Source organism: Psychrobacter sp. (assembly GCF_030454045.1).
GTDB lineage: Bacteria > Pseudomonadota > Gammaproteobacteria > Pseudomonadales > Moraxellaceae > Psychrobacter.
This window is the reverse complement of the sequence record NZ_JAKDJE010000003.1, coordinates 66,657-86,850: the sequence shown is the minus strand read 5'-3', so window position 1 is coordinate 86,850 and position 20,194 is coordinate 66,657. Positions and strand designations below refer to the sequence as shown.

Here is a 20,194-nt window from a genome sequence, read left to right as displayed (position 1 = left end):
TCGCCTAAAAAATAGTCGCTGTCAGTGCCATGGTCGAATGTTCAACACGCCCTAAAACCATTATGCGATACTTTTGACACAAAATCAGTAGGATTTGATATAAACTCAATAATGATTGAGAAATATCATCAATTGATGCCGACCTTTTCGCTAGACACAAAAAAGCCAGTTAAGAGTCCCTTAACTGGCTTTTTTTGCATCAACTAAACAAGTTAGTCAATCATTAGCAGCTGTAGTACATATCAAACTCAACTGGATGTACAGTCACGTTTAGACGTTGTACTTCATCTTCTTTTAGGGCGATAAAGGCATCTAGCATGTCTTTGGTGAACACATCGCCTTTTAATAAGAACTCGTGGTCGTCTTTGAGTGCTTGCAATGCAACATCTAGACTCTCTGCAACCGTTGGGATTTGTGCTTCTTCTTCTGGTGGCAAGTCATATAAGTTCTTGTCAGCCGCTTCGCCTGGATGCATTTTGTTTTGGATACCATCAAGACCTGCCATCAATAGCGCGGCAAATGCCAAGTATGGGTTCGCTGTTGGATCTGGGAAGCGTGCTTCAATACGTACCGCTTTCGGGCTGCTTACATGTGGCACACGAATAGACGCTGAGCGGTTAGACGCTGAATACGCAAGTTTAATAGGTGCTTCATAATGCGGTACAAGGCGCTTATAGCTGTTCGTTGATGGGTTGGTAATTGCGTTCAATGCACGAGCGTGCTTAATGATACCGCCGATGAAATACAGTGCTGTTTCAGATAGTCCAGCATACTCATCACCAGAGAACGTGTTTACGCCATCTTTTGAGATTGACATATGCACGTGCATACCTGAACCGTTGTCACCAACGATTGGCTTCGGCATAAAGGTCGCTGTTTTACCAAACTGGTGCGCCACGTTATGGACAACATATTTCAACTGCTGAACTTCATCCGCTTTACGTACCATTGTGTTAAACGCTACACCGATTTCAGACTGGCAAGACGCCACTTCGTGGTGATGAACTTCAACGCGGCCTTCGCCAACGATTTCTTCGATACGCTCACACATCACAGAACGCATGTCATGCGAGCTATCGATTGGTGGTACTGGGAAGTAACCGCCTTTGACGCGTGGACGGTGAGCCATGTTGCCCCACTCGTACGTCTCATTGGTTGACCAAGCCGCTTCTTCAGCAGTGATCTTGTGGCTCACGCCAGACATGTCAACTGACCATTTTACATCATCAAATACAAAGAACTCAGGCTCAGGACCGAAGTAAGCCGTGTCACCAATACCAGTCGACTTTAAGTACTCTTCAGCGCGGCGTGCGATAGAGCGTGGGTCACGATCGTAGCCTTGTAGTGTTGATGGCTCGATAATATCGCAAGTCACGACCACAGTAACCGCATCAAAGAACGGATCAACGAACGCCGTTTCTGGATCAGGACGCAAGATCATATCAGACGCTTCGATACCCTTCCAACCAGCGATAGATGAGCCGTCAAACATTTTGCCATCTTCCATGACATCTTCATCGACAGTCGATGCTGGGAAACTGATGTGCTGCTCTTTACCGCGCGTATCAGTGAAGCGAAAGTCAACCCATTTAGCATTAGAGGATTGAATAAGATCTAATAATTTGTTCGACATACATAATCTCCGTTGTGTTGGTCACGTTATTGCAATTTAAAATTATTGGTGCCATTTTTTTGTTCAAAAATGTCGGATGTGCTTTTAATACCAAACAGCGCATTCAATATCACGCTTATTATCAGCACTATTTTGCGTATTAGTCAAGACGCTCATTTCCAGCACTGACTCAATCTGACCTATCGCCATCTTAGTGGTTTAAACATAGGCCAAGTCAATTCTAGCAATATATAACGCATCATGCTTTACTGTTTGGCTGCTCGTTAACAATTATTTTTTAACCAACTTTTTGGTTGTTCATAATCATAGCCCCATAAATGCAAACCGCGTGCCAATATATTTTTGAGCTGGTGGAGTTTATATTAAAAATAATTTATTTCTATTATTTACAGTTACTTATAAAAAATTACGCTGATATAAATAACTATTTTGTACAACTACCTCTATGTTGCGGTATTAATTGGCGCACCAATGATGATACATATGCACCACTATAGTGCTTTTGAGATATTACCCTTATTTAACTGTTCTCCCATGGTGCAATAACGATATATTTATTTGCCAACTTATACTTAAATGAAAAATATCAGAATGAGCAAAGCCCTCTTTATATAAGACTTATCTGGCAGGCTCGCTCCCTGCATTTGATAGAGGGAAAAATAGTGGTAAGATAACGACGCTTTATACAGTCAGATGGCGTTATCGCTTACTGACGCAAAGCTTTGGAACTACAATAAAATTGATAAGTTGACCTTTTAATGATTCTGATGATCGATAACTACGACAGTTTTACGTACAATATCGTGCAGTACTTTGGCGAATTAAAACAGGATATTACGGTTTGTCCTAATGACCAGATAAGTATTGAGCAGATTCAGATCCTTGCCCCTGATGTCATTGTTATCGGTCCAGGCCCATGCGACCCTGATCGTGCCGGTATCTCGCTAGAGGTTATCGAGCGATTTCAGGGCATTATTCCTATCCTTGGTATTTGCTTGGGTCATCAAGCCATCGGTCAAGCGTTTGGTGGTCAAGTGGTTAAAGCTGGTGAAGTCATGCACGGGCGCTTATCCGCTGTATATCATAATAACAAAGGGGTATTTGCTGGGCTTCCAAACCCATCACAAGTGACGCGTTATCACTCACTCGTCATTGATAAGCACACCTTGCCAGATTGTTTTGAGCTGACCGCATGGACGCAGAGCGTTGATGGTCGTATGGAGGAAATCATGGGTATTCGTCATAAAACGCTTGCCATAGAAGGTGTACAATTCCATCCTGAGTCCATCTTGAGTGAAGCAGGATATCAGCTGCTCAATAACTTTTTGCAGACTCACGGGGTGGCGACACTGACATCCGACGAGTTACCCCAAATAGGCTGATTTTGACTTGACATCCCGCTTTTATTACTCTATTCCAAACCATAAACAGATTCCCATAAAAATAATAGTAAGAGAGATCATAATGAGTACAACAACAGAAAACACACACACACCAGAAGATATTGAAAAATTGTCTGATGAGCAAACGCATCAATTGCTCACAACCGCGCTAGGCAGAATATTTCAGCACATTGATCTGACTTTTGATGAGATGTATCAAGTCATGCTAATCATCATGCAAGGCCGATGCAGTGATGCCATGATGGGCGCTATTTTGACCGGATTACGCATGAAAGGCGAATCCATCGATGAGATCACCGCATCAGCTAGTGCCATGCGTGCGCTGGCCGCCAATATCGAGCCAAAAAACTGCAATTATTTAGTTGATATTGTCGGTACGGGCGGAGATGGTGCCAACTTATTTAATGTATCGACCGCATCGGCATTGGTAGTTGCCGCAGCAGGCGCACAAGTTGCCAAACATGGCAATCGCGGCGTCTCAACCAGATCTGGTAGCTCAGACTTACTGGAGCAAGCAGGTATCAGTCTTGCGCTCACGCCAGAGCAAGCAAAGGACTGTATCGAAAATGAAGGGATTGGCTTTTTGTTTGCCCCCAATCACCACAGCGCCATGCGTTATGCCAATCCTGTACGCCGTGAGCTAAAAGCACGTACCATCTTTAATATTTTAGGCCCATTGACCAATCCAGCTGGTACGCCAAACCTAGTTATCGGCGTCTTTACCGCACAGCTGTGTGAGCCAATCGCCAAGGTCATGAAAAACTTAGGGGCTCGTCATGTCATGGTCGTCGGAGCAAAAGATGGTCTGGATGAAATCAGTCTGGCAACCTCGACCACAGTTGCCGAATTAAAAGACGGTGAGATATCTGTGTATGAGATGATGCCAGAAGATGCGGGTATTGAATCTCAAACGCTCATCGGTCTCGATGTCGACTCTCCAGAACAAAGCCTTGCGCTCATTCGTGCCGCGTTATCTGGTACAGACACTCATGACCGCGCCGTTCTAAAGGCTCGTGACATGATTGCATTGAACGCAGGGGCGGCCATATATACAGCAGGACTTGCCAGCAATTATCCCAACGGCGTCAGCCGAGCACAAAGCGTTATCCAAAACGGCGATGCCTTACTCAAGCTTGAGTCTTTGGCCAAGTACACACAGCAGCTAGTGTCTGAAGGTTAATTGCTACGCACCCAACTCGTCAAAAATTAACCGCGACCTTATTTAAGCCCATTCACCTTTTATGATATTTGGATAACAGCATGACCATAACAAAATCAGACATACCTTCCGTGCTACGGCGCATCGTTGCAACCAAAGTAAAAGAGGTAAAAGCGGCGCGCGAGATATTATCACTTGACGAATTAAAAGCAAAAGTCGCAGCTGACCATAAGCCACGCCGAGGCTTTGCCAATGCCCTACGCGCCTCTAGCGCTAAAAATAACGGCGTTGGTATCATCGCCGAAATCAAAAAGGCCTCGCCTTCCAAAGGCATTATCAATCATAATTTTACCCCTGCACTCTTTGCGCAGCAGTACGAGCAAGCGGGCGCCAGCTGTCTGTCGGTTTTGACTGATCGCGATTATTTTCAGGGCGATGATACCTATCTTATTCAAGCAGCAAATGTCTCAAGCTTACCGATACTACGCAAAGACTTTATGATTGATGCCTACCAAGTATATCAAGCATACTTGATGGGGGCTGACTGTATCTTACTCATTATGGCCTGCCTAGACGATGCACAAGTACAAGAACTGCATGCGCTGAGTATTGAGCTTGGTATGGATGTATTGATAGAAGTACATACACAGTCTGAGCTTGATCGGGCGCTACAACTGCCACGCTCAGCGCACAATATCTACGGTATCAATAATCGCGACCTAAATACATTTGAGGTCAGTTTGCAAACCACACTTGATTTAAAAAACCTACTAATAGAAGCGCTCGCAGCCGATACTGACGATACAGCGAGCACACCACTTATTGTAACCGAAAGTGGTATTCATGATAGTGATGATATTCGTCTTATGTTAGATAATAATATTCAGACCTTTTTAATCGGTGAGCAATTTATGAAAACCGATCACCCTGGACAAGCGTTACAATCCTTACTTGCGAGCGTTGCAGTAGACGAGTAAAGTAACTCACACTTATATAAACCACTTGAATAAATCGGCTATCATATAGCTTATTCAAACTTTCTTTCATCCATCAACGATACGTTAACTTTTATGTCAAACTCTCTGTTTTCAAAAGAAATGCAAGATCAACTCAAAGAACTAAAGGGCCAATTGAGTAAAGGCCGAGATACCAATAGCCCTGAAGGCGAAAATCAAAAGCCCACTGAGCCTGTCGCTTTGCCAACGCAAAAGCAAGTCAAAAAGACCGTTAAACAAATGGACAGCGAGCATGTCGACGATGATAAAGTGCTGTTTATGCAAGCGATGCATGGTGTTCAGCAACTAGAAGACAAAAATGTACGCTCACCAGTCAAAGCGAATAAAGCTGGCAAACCTGATGCAGTGACGCTATCAAAACGTGCCGCGGCACAAGGTAGTGAAGCCAGTGACTTGGGCGCAGGCTTGTCAGACATGCAGGCGCTACTAAACCCTGTCGCCGCTGAAGCTTACCTCTCATATAAGCAGCCAACCTTGCAAAACAAAATCTTCGATCAGCTCAAAAAAGGCAAGCTGCGTTGGTATGATGCGGTAGATATCCATGGTTGTACGATAGAAGAAGCCCGCGACGCCATGACTCAGCTACTGAGTCAAGCAAAACAAAAAAATGAAACCATGGTAAAAATCGTTCATGGTAAAGGTAGCGAAGCGATTCTAAAGACCTGTGTCAATGGTTGGTTACGTCAATTGCCAGAAGTATTGGCATTTTGCTCTGCACCGCCAAAAGACGGTGGCAATGGCGCGGTATTGGTACTGCTCAAAAAGCCTAAAACAGATGGTGAATAGAAGTCATCGCTTATGACAACTCTATTAGATAAAAAAAGGACTGCTTACTTGCAGTCCTTTTTTTATCTATAACTCGTATATCAATCTTTAACGATTTTCCCTTTAATATGTGCCTCTTACCCTTTACTATTAAGTTTATTAGAGCACTGTTTAATGAGCCAAGCGAAATCCCTATGAGTATCAAAACCATTAAAAATAAACAAGCACTACAGGAAAACATCACCGCATTAATTGCAATTGAGCCAAAATTCGCGGCTGTCTACGAGCAAGTTGGTCTACCTGATCTTAGGCACAATGCAGGTGGGTTTGAGCAATTAATGAGAGCGATGGTCGGTCAGCAGTTGTCTGTTGCGGCGGCGGCAAGTATTTGGAAAAGATTGGTTGAGGCCAAATTAACCACACCTCATGACATTCGTGAAGCGACAGACGATACCTTAAAGGCGCAAGGGCTGTCTAAACAAAAAACTCGCTATGTGCGCTCCTTGGTCGATCATAATATCGATTTTGCAGCTTTAGAAAATATGCCTAATGAAGACGCCATCAAAACGCTTACGGCGGTCACTGGTATCGGACGCTGGACCGCAGAGATGTATTTATTATTTTCCTTAAAACGTGCAGACATACTCGCGGTCGATGATTTGGCGATCAAAGTGGCAGCAATGGCGTTGCTGGGTCTAGCCGAACGACCAACACCTAAGCAGCTTAACAACCTCACTCAGCACTGGTCACCTTATCGCAGCGCTGCCAGCCTACTTCTGTGGTCATACTACGGCTCATTGCGCAATAAAAACGCCATTCCTTTATGACTCACCTGACAAAGTAAATAGCCGTAGGCGAAGAGTTCTTGCCTAAGGCTGATTCCATATAGAAAGGCTAAATTTATGCTTGGTGTGTTTAAACTTACTTTTTCGTAGCATACGACTTTTGTGTTTGAGCGCTTTTAGCGCACCCTTTCTACTGACAGTTGCCATAGATAACTTGTGGTTATTTGCCATATCATCGTTAGCATTGTCGGGGTCTTTGTTGATAGTCACATCATCAGAATTATTATCACCATTGCCTTCTAAACTGACATTTGTTTCATTGCTATTCGTATTGCTATGGTCTTCTGAGGCGTCATCCTCTGTTTTAACAATATTGTTTTCCATATGATGTTCAAGCTCAGCTTGATTGACAATCAGCTGCTGGGTTGGCAATGCATGTTCGACATCATATTTTGCGACTTGGTTTAATACATCAACGAATACCACGTTTTGCTTATCATAAAACTCCATCACATCATTGGCATTGATATATGCCTGTAGCTGAATGACGTAGCAGTCTTGGCGTAGCTCTAAAATATTAACTTGATTCCACTCTTGGTTGGTCATCTCATGCTCTTTTAAAAACTCATCTAAGTCTTTGACCATCTTGAAGACCACATCGATATCCGCAGTACGCTTCAGATATAACTGATGAAAGAAGCGGAACATATCACGCGAGGTAAAGTTTTCAATCTGCATCGATGAAAAATCACCGTTTGGCACCGTGACAATGGTCCGTGTCAATGTGCGCACACGTGATGAGCGAATACCGATGTCAATAACAGTACCTTCATAAGTGCCAAATTTGCAATAATCACCGATACGTACGGGCGAATCCGCTACGACAACGACGCTCCCAACGAGATTTTCAATGGTCTTTTGTGCACCAAGTGCCAATGCCAAACCACCCACACCCAGTGCAGCAATACCTGTGGTTAAGTCAAAACCCAAATTACCAAAAATGACGATAACCGCAAATATCAACAGTAATGCTTTGACGACTTTTCGGAGCAGTCCCAAAATAGAGACACGTTCAGTATAGTTTTTCTTATAGCTCAGATTGACAGCGCGAGTGAATATCGCATCAATAACCCTCAGCAACAGCCAAGTCAATGCCAACCAAGAAGCAATATCAGTAAAGCGATTGACTGGTTCGCGCAGCGTGACGGACACGCCTGCATAGACCATCACTTCAGATAAGATCAGCGCCATAATGACCACAGAAAGCGGCAGTATCACTTTGTCCGGTAATGGCAAAGGCACACCGCGCACACGAGGATAAACAATCCTCAATAGATGGTATAACAGCCATACTGCGATATAAGTGAGGACAAAGCTGCTCACAATCATGGATAGCGCAGCGACCAAATCAGCCAACTGATAACCAAAGAGCTTTTTGCCATCTAATGAATCCACCGTGTAGCGCGACACCAAGGTCGGCTCTGAGTTTTCTATCACTTCTGGTATGGAACTCAGCGTCTCACTCGAGAACTGCCAATATTGCTCGTTCTCTTTAGAGACCACTTTTTCTAGTAACAACGACACACTTTTTTCACCGATGTTAATCACACCGACATTTTCTTGATTCGGTGGTAATTGATCCGTGAGATTGCCCTCAGGGGTATTACTGATCTGTAGGTCAGGCCGAAATCGGCCACCTGCATCCAGGGCTTGCTTAAACTGACGTACGACTGTGGTTGGGTTATCAGACTTGGATAAATTAAGATAATTGCTTGCCAGCAAATAATCGTTTTCACCCAGTGCACTGATAAAACCCTGTACGGTGTGGCGCGGTGTGTCACGCCCAAACGAATCTGGTATAGGCGTGCTCGCCGACTCTTCACTGCCAGTCGTGCCATTTACGCCAAGCGTTGTCGTTTCTGCAGCAAAAGCAGTATGCGGCACCACCATACTCAACACGGCAGCCAGCAGCAGCGCTATGACTATAGAGGGTATTTTGATGATGGAATTTAGGAGAGAGGACGCGGTACTGGGAGTCAGATTATGCTTAGTAGACAAAACAAACCTCTTAGCTTAACGAGTGGCACAATGAAGAACACATAATATCTGGCCTATGATAGCAATTATTTATAACAGCAGTGCTTTTGATTATAGGTTTTTGTCGCTAACTGTGTGAGTCAGTTATTTTATCGCTCTGTGCAACCTCTCTCACTTGCTAAAAATGATATGTATTAATAAGAAAAGTAGCTTTCCAATGAATGAGTAGCTGTAAAAAGGCGTTTAGTTTTGCATAAATAAGCATTTAATAGTGCATAACGTAAATTCAAATAGGCGTTTAGTTTTGCATAGGTATGCAGTATTAAACGCCTAACATTATACAGCGTTTAAACACCTGCTAAACGCTATACTTTGAATAGATAACGTCTGGTGCTTCGCCTAGTACCTTTGAACTTCTCTTTTCGTAATAGCACATCTTACCTGTCTCCATCTCACCTGTGAGCAATATGGTCGCACCAGATGTTGTCTGAGCGACTACCTGCCCGCCGCCACGCTGTCCTGTGATACGTGCCACGCCTCGCTCTGTACGCCCCAATATCTGATTAAACTGACTTAATAGATTCACCGTGCGCTCCTTATACGTCCATATAGCGATCAACAGTGACCGTCTGCGATACTGTCAAAGCACCATCATCCAGCCCAGTATCGACGCTCACGCCTGTGACGACGCCACGCCATGCGCCCTCTGGGTCGTTAATCTGCCAAACCTGCCCTAATTGTGCGAGCTGTATGTTGTATTTATCCGCCCAGCGCATCTTGAGCGTGTAGTCGCCATGAATGCCGCTGTCTGACAGTATAGCTGTGCCAGCGGGGACGATAGCATCTCTATCTGTGTATAGGTCGTGACTATGGGTCGGTGCCTCAGCGTCTTGGCCTTGATTTTGGCGATAAACCTCGCCACCCTCACTAGAACCCGTCAGCAAAACCGTGTTATACTGTGCATTGGTGCGTCTTTTGTCGCTGATATCGGTTATCACATCGATAGGCACTGTTACGTCTGGCGTAGCGCTACTTAGCTGCCATGCAGCGACAGGCCAGCGTGGTTTGACCGACAATGTTGCCTGTGACGCATCACTGACGACAAACCCGCCTCCAGCCTCTGCAACATCTTGAATAACGGCAATTGGCGTCTTATTAGCGACGCTGTACGCGCCTGCTGGCACTAACCAGTCGTTAATATCCCAATCTAGCACGCTGATAGGCAAACCATTGAGCTGCTGCGCGACAATTTGGCTCACATAGCTTGCTTGATCTATCAATCCGCCTTGTGACCCCGCATAATCCGCGCCCAATCGCGCAGTAATCGAGCGTCCAGACAGACTGTGACTGCTTTGTGCAAATTTGCGGCTACGCGACTGCTCCTCTGCAATGAATCCGAACACAAAACCATTAACCGTGACGTTAATCATCGGCTCTGAGCCGCGTGGTGCATCTAGTTTTGTCTTAATCTTAGCGTAATCCTTAGCAGTGATCGTGATATCACCCTGCCAACAGTAGCTGTCCATGTCTGTCTTGATGCCAAACGACAATATATCGACAGCAATGCCACCAATCGTCGCTGTAATGATGTTGTGCACGATATAACTCCTTAAATTTGGTATAGATAGCGGCGGGTCATCATGCCAACACGTCAGTGATAGCGGTAAATTGCTTGATAATAAACCACCCCGTCGGCGTGCCATACGCAACGGTAACTGACTGCTAGGCGGCCTAATACGGCAAACATTATCAGGCTTAACGGGTGGCGGCTCAGGTATGGGGTAATAACGATCTGGCACTTGCACCGCGTGCTGTATTTTTACCGCTTGGCACTTATCAATACCCATGCCATGCAGTTTGTGCCCCGCGCTTACGCTATGATTAATCGCTGATTGTAGCGGTAGCGTCTCGCACTGCTGATAATGCGCCACTTTTGCGCTGTGAGCCTTAACACAGCGCGTATAGCCGACTGTGCCGCTGTGCGTGTACTGAGTCTCACCAGTTATGTGGATAAATGCGATATAGCTAATACGCGCATCTGCTGCCAGCTCAAACACTTGCGATGTCAGCGTAGCGCTAGGATTAGCTATCGCTATCAGTCCGCGCTGGGTCATAGTGTAGCGCTGACCGATGTTAATCACGTCTGTGCGCATGACAGCGCGGTCATTTGCGATATGATGCCCGTTATGGTGCCAGTCACGGCATTGATTGATTGTGCGCACGCCAGTAATCACGCTGCTGACATATGACGCCAACGCGGTCATCGGTGGGGCGTATTCTTTGGGTGGCTCTGGGTCGGTTGGCTCTTCAGGGTCTGTCGGGTCTACAGGCGGTACATAACTACCCGTGACTGTGCCAAGTTTGCGAGTCAAGCCAAGCGGTAACGCATTACTAGGCGGCTGCTCGCTGATTAACTCAGACAGCGGCAGTGGCAGCGCGTTTGATGTCACATACATGACTGGCGCAAGCGTACCAAGCGGCTGACTGAGCGCAAGGTATAGCGCATTAGACGCTGGCTGGTCGCTAATCTTACGCTCCATACGCAACGGCAACGCATCAGCATAGACGTAGGTGTAGCGTGATAAGTCGCCTAATTTACGATCAAGTGGCAACTCAAGCGCACTAGATAAGCGATTAGCACTAATAGCACGCTCAAGCAAAAGAGGTAACGAGTTAGACATGATTACCCCAATTTATTTTAAGTAGTTTGCCATGACTGCCATAGCGCTTGCTGCTCATCAATAGTCAAATCGTCAGCAGGTTTGACGTAATCCCATACAAACGGCTCAAGCTCTTTTTTGTAGTCCCGAGCCATGACTAAATACTCTTTAGTGGGATCAAGTCCTAAAAACATATAATGGCCGTTATGCAAAGACTCCGTTTTGCGCACTACTTGCAAGTCACTAGAATCTAGCAGATAAATATCACGCTTATTTTCTTGTCCGCGCACTGTGACAATACCGTCACCTGACCCTGCGATATAACCAGCTTTTATTGCACCAACAATTACAGTATCAACTATCATTTATAGCTCCCAGTAATCTAATGGTATAAATAACGCGCGAGAGTTGGTGTCGCGATCCATCTTATTCATCCAGCGCAACATCGGGCGGCCTTTGATCGTAACCGCCTCTGTTGTTTTGTCGTTACTGCGCGACGCGACGCTGATATAAAATGGAGTAAAGTAACTACTAATAATCAATTTTTGCACAAAATCTTTGTCGGGATATAAAGATATAGACACGTATTGCTTATCTGTAAGCTCTGCACCGCTACGCATATCAATGAAGCTAACACCCGTACCCAGCAGCTCGTCCACGCCATAACCTGCCGTACCATTATCCGCTGCTTTATTGTTTTTAAGCATTAGCATTGGCGACCCAGTGTCGCGCAGCGGGGACATACTGCCGACGTAGAGTATATTATTTTTATCACTTGCAGATGATCGCCCCATCTGATAGCAAAATAAAAAGCCAAAGTCGCTAGCAATGAGATGCCATTCTGTACCACAGTTAGCGTCTCGGGCTATCATATTGATTTTTGCTAAAAACGCAGCATCACTAATACTAGCAGGATTATCTTGACTGACAATCTGATAGAATCCGTAGCCATTTATTATCTTGACATCGACTGGGTTACCCGTCTGTAGAGGACGACGCAAAACTATTTTATTGTCATCCTCGTGTAACGCTGTCCACCCTGCGCCTGTCTTTGACCCATAACCCGTGACTAAACAGGCTTTGATTATCGTTTTGATTACAAGATCACCATCAGTCATCTGCGGCGCGTCAGCGTCTTTGCTTGAGTAATATTTAACAGGGTGCTGCTCTGGTGTTAATAAACTCATCTCTCTCTCCTTAAACTGTAATCTCAGTAGTATCACCATACAAGCACTGTGTATAACCATCAGTGCCAGTCGGTGGGTTTGGATTAGGTTGCACAGCGCACAGTACCCAAATTGGCAGTAGCGTGCCCCATGTATTAAAGCGGATAATATCCTGCGATGCCCACGGCGCGTCGCTTCCAAACGCCTGTTTGGGCAGCGTAAAGTAAGGCTTGCCCGTGGCGGGGTTGATCGGCGCTAGGTCGGTCAGCGTGTCACCGCGCATGACAAAGCCTAGCGTCTCACCATATAGCTCAAACGTGTTTGTACCGGTCATCTTAATCATCCAGCGCTCTTTGATAGCGCCGTCATCGGTCAAGACCATTGGGTAGTCTTTTAGATTGAGCTTATTAAGTAACTGATCGCCTTTGGGTTCGTCGCGCCAGACGTTATCCCAATTGCGCTGAGTAAACGGTATCGACACGCGCACTTGCAAATCACCGCCAATCAGAACGCTTGAGACGTAGGTATCAGCAATGGGATAGCTGCGACGCATGGCAAACAGCAGTGTCAGCGTGCCATCGATGTCCGCTTGGATGATACGGTTGCGCTCCTCTTGTGCGTGCATTACCTTGAGTGGCATCTTATACATAGATAGATCAAGCGGCGTGCGCCATGTGATAGTGCCAGCTGCGAGGTCGTAGTCCCACAGCTCGGCATTGACGGGCGTGTCATCTGCATCACTCACAGCAATGCGCGTGACATCGTTGCGCGGTAGCGTGACCGTCTGACCGCCTGTGTGAGCGCTGCCAATGTCAGTCGTGACGCGGTTGCCGATGATAATAGTATCGCCACGACGGAATATCGGAATACGGCCGTCTTGGGGTAGTCGCACGGTGTCGATTTTGACGACGTTGCTATCAATGGGTAGGTAGCTGTATGAGGTGGCGTTATATGTGATTGTCTCAGCAAACACTGACTTGGGTTGCCAAATCTGTCCGTCAGTTGTGACCGCATCGGCGCTATACCATGGCTCTGACTCATTGCCAGCAGCAGCGACCCACGCACCAAACTGGACGCTTGCGACGCCATATTCGACATCAACCACGCCCTCAATATTGGCGGCCTTTAGATTGCCTTGCGCGTTGGCGACGGCTGATATGCGTGTGCCGTCGACGGCGGTTGCCCAAACGTTTAAGCTATCAGGACGTAGCGGCGCGGATGGCGTGCGAAAGGTCACTTGGTCGACGGGATTACCCGTAAGGCTGGTGAGTAATGATGTCAATGTCGCAGGGCTGCCATTGACCCACTGCCAAGTTGTTAGCGTTGCGCGGCCAGACTGATAATCGATATCGCCGACAGCAGTAGCAGCGCCGTTGCTCGGATTGAGGTCAGTGTATAAACGCCCTTCACGGTCAAAGTAGCTTTTCCCTGCCCAGCTAAAGTTAACGGATGACGGGGTGACAACCTCAGAATAATTGGGTAACAAATCAATCTCGATAGGGCCGCTTGCTAGATTATCTGTGACGGCTGTGTCCGAGCCGTCAGCAAAGCTAAATAGCGTAGCATTAGTGGTATCGTCACTGGGTAACGTGCATAACACATCTTCGTACTCATAGTGATGTACCGCAAATGTGGTTTTTGTGGGTAGCTCATGAACCATGCCACCATTACCGCCAGACGTGAAGACTATCTCAGTAAACGCACCAATAATTGCCTTGGGTAAGTTAAAGGTCATCGACGGATCAAACTCACCCGCGCCCGATGCGTAATCAATTGAACCTACGATAACGCCCTTTCTATTGATTAAATTGCCATTGCTATCATCGGTGATTGTCGCTTCTAGTTTTTGGTCCCGCTTAGCAAAAAAATTGCCATCAAGCTCACCGAAACCTAACGGCATCGGTAACTCATAATCAATCTGTAGCGTGTTTGGCAAAAGACCATGCGCGGTAAAAGAGACTTTGTCAGATATGTTGGTTGCTGACAGCACGATAGGTGACTGCTGCACCTCACCTGTACTGTACTGCACCGTAATATCAAGTGCGCCTGCCGGATGATTGAAGTTAGCGCCTGTATCGATTCGTAGCTCTCGCGTTTTGGCGTTATATTTGCCTGTCCAGTCGCCCGTTATATTGCCACGCGCATCACTGACGGCGGTCTTTGCTGTGCCGTCATTCCACGTAAGCGATAACGATGACGGTACAGCCGCTTGGCTAAGCGTGAGCAGCATCTTGGCGCTTGACGCTTGATCGCTACGATTAAAGTAGCGCGCCCGTCCGCCCCAGGTAAACATCACCGATGAGCCGACGTCTGGTAGCTCGCCTGTGCTGATCTCAACACTGCCTGTCACAAAGTTGACTGAGCCTGAACCATGCGCTGCTGATGCACCGCGTAGCACACCATCGCCGCTATCACGTAAATCATACCAACGACCTTGAGCACGATAACTGACCAATAGACTGCCCGGTGCGGGTGGCGGATTGATATTGCGTGACCAAATATAACCACGATTATTAATCGTCACAGGCGTACTGGCTGTGTCGCCCACTTGCAGCTCACTACCCGCAGGTCGAAACTCTAGCGAGGTGATATAACCGCTGAAGCTGGCGCCGTTGATTGTCACCTCACCAGCCGCTTGATTGACACTGCCCACGACCGTCTCACCAATGACTAGAGCAGAGCCTTTATCCTTGATTTGGCCTGCGGCGGTATCGATAACTAGCGTGCCTGGCGTGATGGCATTGCCTGTATATAGCGCGGTCGTAGAGCCGGTGCTGTGTGATTTATTAATTGACAAGGTAATGATGCCGCCTGCACCTGTCTTTGAGCTGTCTAGCAAGGTTTGGCGCTGACCTGCTGCTGTTAGGTCAGTTAGGCGTACTTCAACCTGATTGGTGGGCACGATTTTATCCATTAGGCTTGGTACTTGTAGCGTGATGTCGTTTAGCGTGATAGGAGACGCTAAAGGCTTGACGCCATAGTATTGCGCCGCGTCTGCTACCGCTGTCTCACGTATCTTGCACGGATTGTCAGTATAACCCTCTACTGGATAATCAGACCCAACAAAATCCGCTTGTAGCTTAGCGCTAATCTCCATCTTGACGACAGTCACTGTAAACTCACGTCGGCTGCCGCTGGATTGAGCGACAAACGTACGATCTTCAGACGTGACTCGCGTCACTTGGATGTACTGCTCATGCTTAGGATAGCCCGCCTTGTTTTGACGCAAGCAGTACACATCACCAACTAACGGCAACGGCTCGCCAACGCGCTGATACGCTTGCACTAAGCGGCTGTTTTGGCTTTGTGTTGATAGCAGTAGCATACGGCTCTCAATCGTCGCTACGTTGTACGCTTCAACGCGGTCAAGCGCTTCGTGGCGCAGCTCACCAAATTTGGTAGCGCGTGACAGTAGATAACTCACAGTGGGGTCTGATGGCGGTTTGGTAATCGCAGCAAACGACCCGATAAGTGGCTCATCATCGATACGCTGTACGCCTGCATACATCAGACGGGCATAAAACCCACCGTTAACCCTAGCGATGTTAGAGATAGGGTTAAACAGCTCATTAGCCTCACCGCTAATCGGCGTACCAAGCGGCATACCGCCGCCGTCGTCATTGTCTGTCAGGCGTTCGGATGGAAAAAATTGCAGGTCGCTGCGTTTGATTTTAGTCTCTGGTGTGGTCATTTAACTGGCCTTTAAATTGCGGTTAAATTGTCATTAAATGGATATTGGCGGTCATGGGGTCTGCTGGGCGCTTGTCGCTGGGCTTATAGTTTTTAATATCGACGATATCGCTTAGCGCTTGGGTGGCAAAGATGACATCAAACGCCCGCCCGTCCGGATGGGTCAGCGTCAGCTCAAGCTCAGGCACAGCCGACCATGCTTGCAGCAGCTCTACATCACTGCGTGTGATGCGCGCGTACTCACAGTCGAGCGTAATCGGGCGACCAGCGAGCATCGTGCCTTGCTGAACGTGCATCGCGCCGTTTAATGAATACTCAGGCTCAGACTGCTTGAGTGGCGACCACTCATACTCATCTGACCAGATATACTGGGCGTGTAGTGTGAGCGTCGATTGAGTGTCTTTGCGTGATAGCGTCCAGGTCATGAGCGTCTTTTTGCCTCGTCTTTTAGTTGTTTCATAAATTGCTCGACTGCCTCTTTTGCTGCTTGCTCTTTAGCTGCTTCGATACGCGCATCCCAAGCGTCGGCGACATCAGACGCACTATAGCTATTATTACTTGTGCCATTCCGGCTAGTTTGCCGTGATGACGATGATGACGCAGAGGGTGATTTGGCTTGTTTTTCAGCTTCGCGCTCACGCTTTTCTTGCTCTTGACGCTTTAACTGCTTACGCTCTTCTTTGTTAATCTCTTTTTGCAATCTGAGCGCATCGCTATAATGCTTAACCTCTTCGGCATTGCCGCGCTTGCGTGCTTCGCGTAGTAAATCTTCGAGCTTTTTTAGATCTTTGGTTTGTTGAATCTCCAGCGCCTTATCATCTTCGCCGCGCAGCCTTGCAAGCTCCCCCTCTAGCTGGTTAGCCGTTTCGCGAGCTTCATCGGCGAGGTCAGTCATTTTTTGCTTGGTGTCATCAATTGCGTTTTGCAGATTATCGAGTGTCGCCTGATCCATGCGGATGAGACCTTTGATATTGGCATCAGTCGCTTGCCGTAGCGCGTGCTGGGCATCTGTCAGATCACGACTGGTCACTGATGTGCCGCTAAGCGCGTCCGTCATCTCCTCTGCGCGCGCTTTTGCTTGCGTAAAACTCGTTATTTGCGAGGTCACGACATCATCGACGCGCTGCATATTATTGGCAAAGTCTTGCACGCCCAAAAACCGCTGACCTTCAAAAATACCAACGCTGTCCATAAACTGCGCCCACGCGCCATCGACTTGCTCAGTCGTTGCGCCCATCTCTTCAAGCGCGGCAATCTTGCCTTTAATGCGTGCTGTTATTTGCTGCATGATAGCCAGACTGGCACTCTCACTTTGCGTCGCATCATCAGTCGCCATTGACGCATTCCAAACCGCAATAGATTGCTCTTTTTTAGCATCAGTATTGGCTTTGGTTGTGCTGGTGTTGGCGTTGGTAGTGACAGCGTTATCAGCCAATGCTTGGCTTTGCGCCGCGATAGCATCAGCAGCTGCCTTGGCCGCATACGCGCCGCCCTGCATACCCGCTTGCAGCACTTTTTGCTGCTCAGCAGTGACGACAGATGACAGTCCATAGTGCTGAGTCATATCACTTAGGGCTTTAAACTCTTCTTTGGTCTTGGCCGCATTTAGACCTTCCGCAAATAACGCAGCGAGTAGTTTCGCTTTTTCGGTGGCGCTATAGGTACTCTCTGATATGCTCTTTGCTCCGTGCGCAATGAGGTCAAAGGTTTGCTGCGTCTTGCTATTGATGCCATTTAGATTTTGCGCGACATCGATACCGAGTGATGCAAATGTGCCATCAATCGCTTGTCGGGTGGCCTCTGCTTGCTCGTTGGCGGCATTGCCGAGCTTTTCGACAGCGGCGGTGGCTTGGTCTACCGCGACTTTTGCTTGCTCTGTACCATCCGCAGCGCCAGCACCTAGGCGACTAAGCAGCTCAGCACCGACGACCGCTTCATTGCCCGTTTCGACGATGGCGGCGATAAGTGCAGCAAACTGCTCAGGCTTATCAAAACTGTCTATCATTGCGGCAACATCAGCGCGTATCTGATCTACTGCTGCGCCAGTCTCTTGACTGCCTTGAAATGCGGCATCGACGATACCGCCAAAGGTATCGGCTATTTGATCGCCTGCGCTGACTACTTCGATAGCAGCTTCGTCAGCACTACCAGCGATAGAGTCAAAAGAGTCCCTAATGCTTTCGCCTGACTTTGCTATTTCGGCGGTTGCATACTCTCTAAAGTCCTCGCTCGCTTGCAGCACATTGCCCATAGACTCAGACATACCATCAGCCGCATCGCTCGTTATGCCAAAAAACCCAGCGACAGAGCGACCGACATCTAGTGTCAGCTTATTGAGCTCAACAAATACAGTAATGACCATCGACACAGCCACGCCGATAGCTAAGACGCCAGATTTCAGCACATTAAACGTGATGGCGAGCGCCTGAAACGCACCGTTCGCAGCAGTACTGATGCCGCGCAAATAATCCAAGCTGTTGCTGACTTTATCCAAGATTGCCGACATATCGACATTGCGAATAAAATCGATGACGTAGGTCGTTGCCTCACTAAATACCGCAGCGACACTATCGCCAAACCGTTTAATCTTGCCAGACGCGGTCAGGTTATTAATCTCGTCACCCAAATCTTTAAACGACTGCGTCATACTGCCCAAAAACGACTCGCCCAGCGTGTCTTTGAGCGACTGCCATGCCGAGCCAAGACCAGCAAGCGCACCTTGCCAGGTGTTATTCATCGTATCGGCTTGCGACTGTGCCGCGCCGCCTGCATCATAGAGCTTGGCGGTTAGCTCATCGAGCGAGCCAATACCTTGTGATAGTAACGCCTTGAACGCTGGGCCTGCTTCCATTCCCAAGGCGTTGATGGCTTTTTGACCTTGCGGCCCTGCCGCGGCTAACTGACGTATAGCGAGGTTAAAGTCATCGGTGGTGATATTGATATTGGCAAGCTCGCGACGAAACGTAGACGCGTCATTGCTAAACTGACTCAAGATAGAGTTAAACGCAGTACCCGCACGGCTCGCATCGACACCCGCATCAGCAAATTTACCGATATAAGCGGCGGTCTCCTCGATGCTCACGCCCAATGCAGCAGCAGATGGGGCAGCGTAAGAGAGCGCTGCGCCAAGTCCTTGCACATCCGTATTGGCACTGGCCGCAGCCTTTGCCATGACGTCAGCGACACGGGCAGAGTCATCGAATGACAGCCCCATGCCTTGCACAGCCTTGGTCACAAACCCCGCAGCCTCGGCCAGCTCCAAGCTATTGCCTTGTGCCAGCGCCAGTACAGACGGTATCGTCTGGAGTGAGGCTTCGGTGTCGAGACCAGCACGCGCAAGGATTTCAAACCCTTCAGCCGCTTGGGTAGCGTTATAGCGTGTGGTTTTTCCCAGCTCCTCCGATGCCGCTTTGATACGGCCCATTTGCTCAACAGTCGCACCAGATACCGATTGCACAGTAGCGAGCTGCTGTTCAAAGTCCGCCGCACCTGTAATAGCTTCGGTAAAAAACCCTTTGATTTTGCCGATAATAAAAGTAATACCGATTAAAGCACCTAGAGTTTTGAGCGTGCCAATCATCCGATCAAAGGCGCTGGTCGTCTGGTCAGTATTACGACCCAAGATATCGACATCATCCGCGCCTTGATTGGCGGCATTGCCAAGGTCGCGCAGACGCTGGGCTTGCTCATCGGCTGATAAGTTGTCCCACTCGTTACGTAGCTGCTCAGACGCCTGGCGCAGCTGATCGGTATCGCCGCCTGCCGCGTCGATACGATTAATCAGATTGTCAATCTGTGACAATCCATTGACGCCAGCAGTAATCAGCAGCTCTGTATCTAAACGTGCAGCCATAAAAAAACCCTATCAATCGATAGGGTC

General features: G+C 47.7%; 14 protein-coding genes. 5 read left to right on the top strand and 9 right to left on the bottom strand.

Annotation, left to right across the window (positions count from 1 at the left end; all coding sequences use genetic code 11):
• Nucleotides 1-223: 223 nt before the first annotated feature.
• Complete coding sequence (glnA, locus tag L0G63_RS01285) at nt 224-1,633, bottom strand: type I glutamate--ammonia ligase (protein WP_301449027.1); 1,410 nt, start codon at nt 1,631-1,633, stop codon at nt 224-226.
• A gap of 758 nt (nt 1,634-2,391) precedes the next feature.
• Between glnA and L0G63_RS01280 the strand changes: the two genes are divergently transcribed.
• The 5 genes from L0G63_RS01280 to L0G63_RS01260 all read left to right on the top strand — a co-directional run bounded on the left by L0G63_RS01280 (nt 2,392) and on the right by L0G63_RS01260 (nt 6,803).
• Nucleotides 2,392-3,015 carry an aminodeoxychorismate/anthranilate synthase component II gene (locus L0G63_RS01280; RefSeq protein ID WP_301449026.1) on the top strand — a complete coding sequence of 208 codons (624 nt, stop codon included), beginning with the start codon at nt 2,392-2,394 and terminating at the stop codon, nt 3,013-3,015.
• Between the two features lie 82 nt (nt 3,016-3,097).
• Entirely contained in the window at nt 3,098-4,216 is a 1,119-nt protein-coding gene (gene trpD, locus L0G63_RS01275; RefSeq protein WP_301449025.1) for an anthranilate phosphoribosyltransferase, read from the top strand.
• A gap of 80 nt (nt 4,217-4,296) precedes the next feature.
• Nucleotides 4,297-5,172, top strand: a complete 876-nt coding sequence (gene trpC, locus L0G63_RS01270; RefSeq protein WP_301449024.1) for an indole-3-glycerol phosphate synthase TrpC — start codon at nt 4,297-4,299, stop codon at nt 5,170-5,172.
• 93 nt (nt 5,173-5,265) lie between these two features.
• Complete coding sequence (locus L0G63_RS01265) at nt 5,266-5,997, top strand: Smr/MutS family protein (protein WP_301449023.1); 732 nt, start codon at nt 5,266-5,268, stop codon at nt 5,995-5,997.
• Between the two features lie 173 nt (nt 5,998-6,170).
• Entirely contained in the window at nt 6,171-6,803 is a 633-nt protein-coding gene (locus tag L0G63_RS01260) for a DNA-3-methyladenine glycosylase (RefSeq protein ID WP_301449022.1), read from the top strand.
• A 42-nt stretch (nt 6,804-6,845) separates the two neighbouring features.
• Here the strand turns inward: L0G63_RS01260 and L0G63_RS01255 are convergent, their stop codons facing one another.
• The 8 genes from L0G63_RS01255 to L0G63_RS01220 form a co-directional block, all read right to left on the bottom strand.
• Nucleotides 6,846-8,819: a mechanosensitive ion channel family protein gene (locus tag L0G63_RS01255; protein WP_301449021.1), complete on the bottom strand. Its 1,974-nt coding sequence runs from the start codon at nt 8,817-8,819 to the stop codon at nt 6,846-6,848.
• A gap of 337 nt (nt 8,820-9,156) precedes the next feature.
• On the bottom strand, nt 9,157-9,384 hold the full coding sequence (locus tag L0G63_RS01250; RefSeq protein WP_301449020.1) for a hypothetical protein: 228 nt from the start codon (nt 9,382-9,384) through the stop codon (nt 9,157-9,159).
• Nucleotides 9,385-9,394: 10 nt separating this feature from the next.
• Entirely contained in the window at nt 9,395-11,479 is a 2,085-nt protein-coding gene (locus L0G63_RS01245; RefSeq protein ID WP_301449019.1) for a hypothetical protein, read from the bottom strand.
• Nucleotides 11,480-11,496: 17 nt separating this feature from the next.
• Nucleotides 11,497-11,823 carry a hypothetical protein gene (locus L0G63_RS01240; protein ID WP_301449018.1) on the bottom strand — a complete coding sequence of 109 codons (327 nt, stop codon included), beginning with the start codon at nt 11,821-11,823 and terminating at the stop codon, nt 11,497-11,499.
• On the bottom strand, nt 11,824-12,645 hold the full coding sequence (locus L0G63_RS01235; protein WP_301449017.1) for a hypothetical protein: 822 nt from the start codon (nt 12,643-12,645) through the stop codon (nt 11,824-11,826).
• 10 nt (nt 12,646-12,655) lie between these two features.
• A complete protein-coding gene (locus L0G63_RS01230) occupies nt 12,656-16,315 on the bottom strand; it encodes a hypothetical protein (protein ID WP_301449016.1) in 3,660 nt (1,219 codons plus the stop codon).
• A gap of 22 nt (nt 16,316-16,337) precedes the next feature.
• The gene (locus L0G63_RS01225) at nt 16,338-16,739 is read right to left on the bottom strand and encodes a hypothetical protein (RefSeq protein WP_301449015.1); all 402 of its coding nucleotides are present in this window, start codon (nt 16,737-16,739) and stop codon (nt 16,338-16,340) included.
• Nucleotides 16,736-20,167: a phage tail tape measure protein gene (locus tag L0G63_RS01220; protein WP_301449014.1), complete on the bottom strand. Its 3,432-nt coding sequence runs from the start codon at nt 20,165-20,167 to the stop codon at nt 16,736-16,738. The genes L0G63_RS01225 and L0G63_RS01220 overlap by 4 nt, the downstream gene beginning before the upstream one ends.
• Between the last annotated feature and the right edge of the window lie 27 nt (nt 20,168-20,194).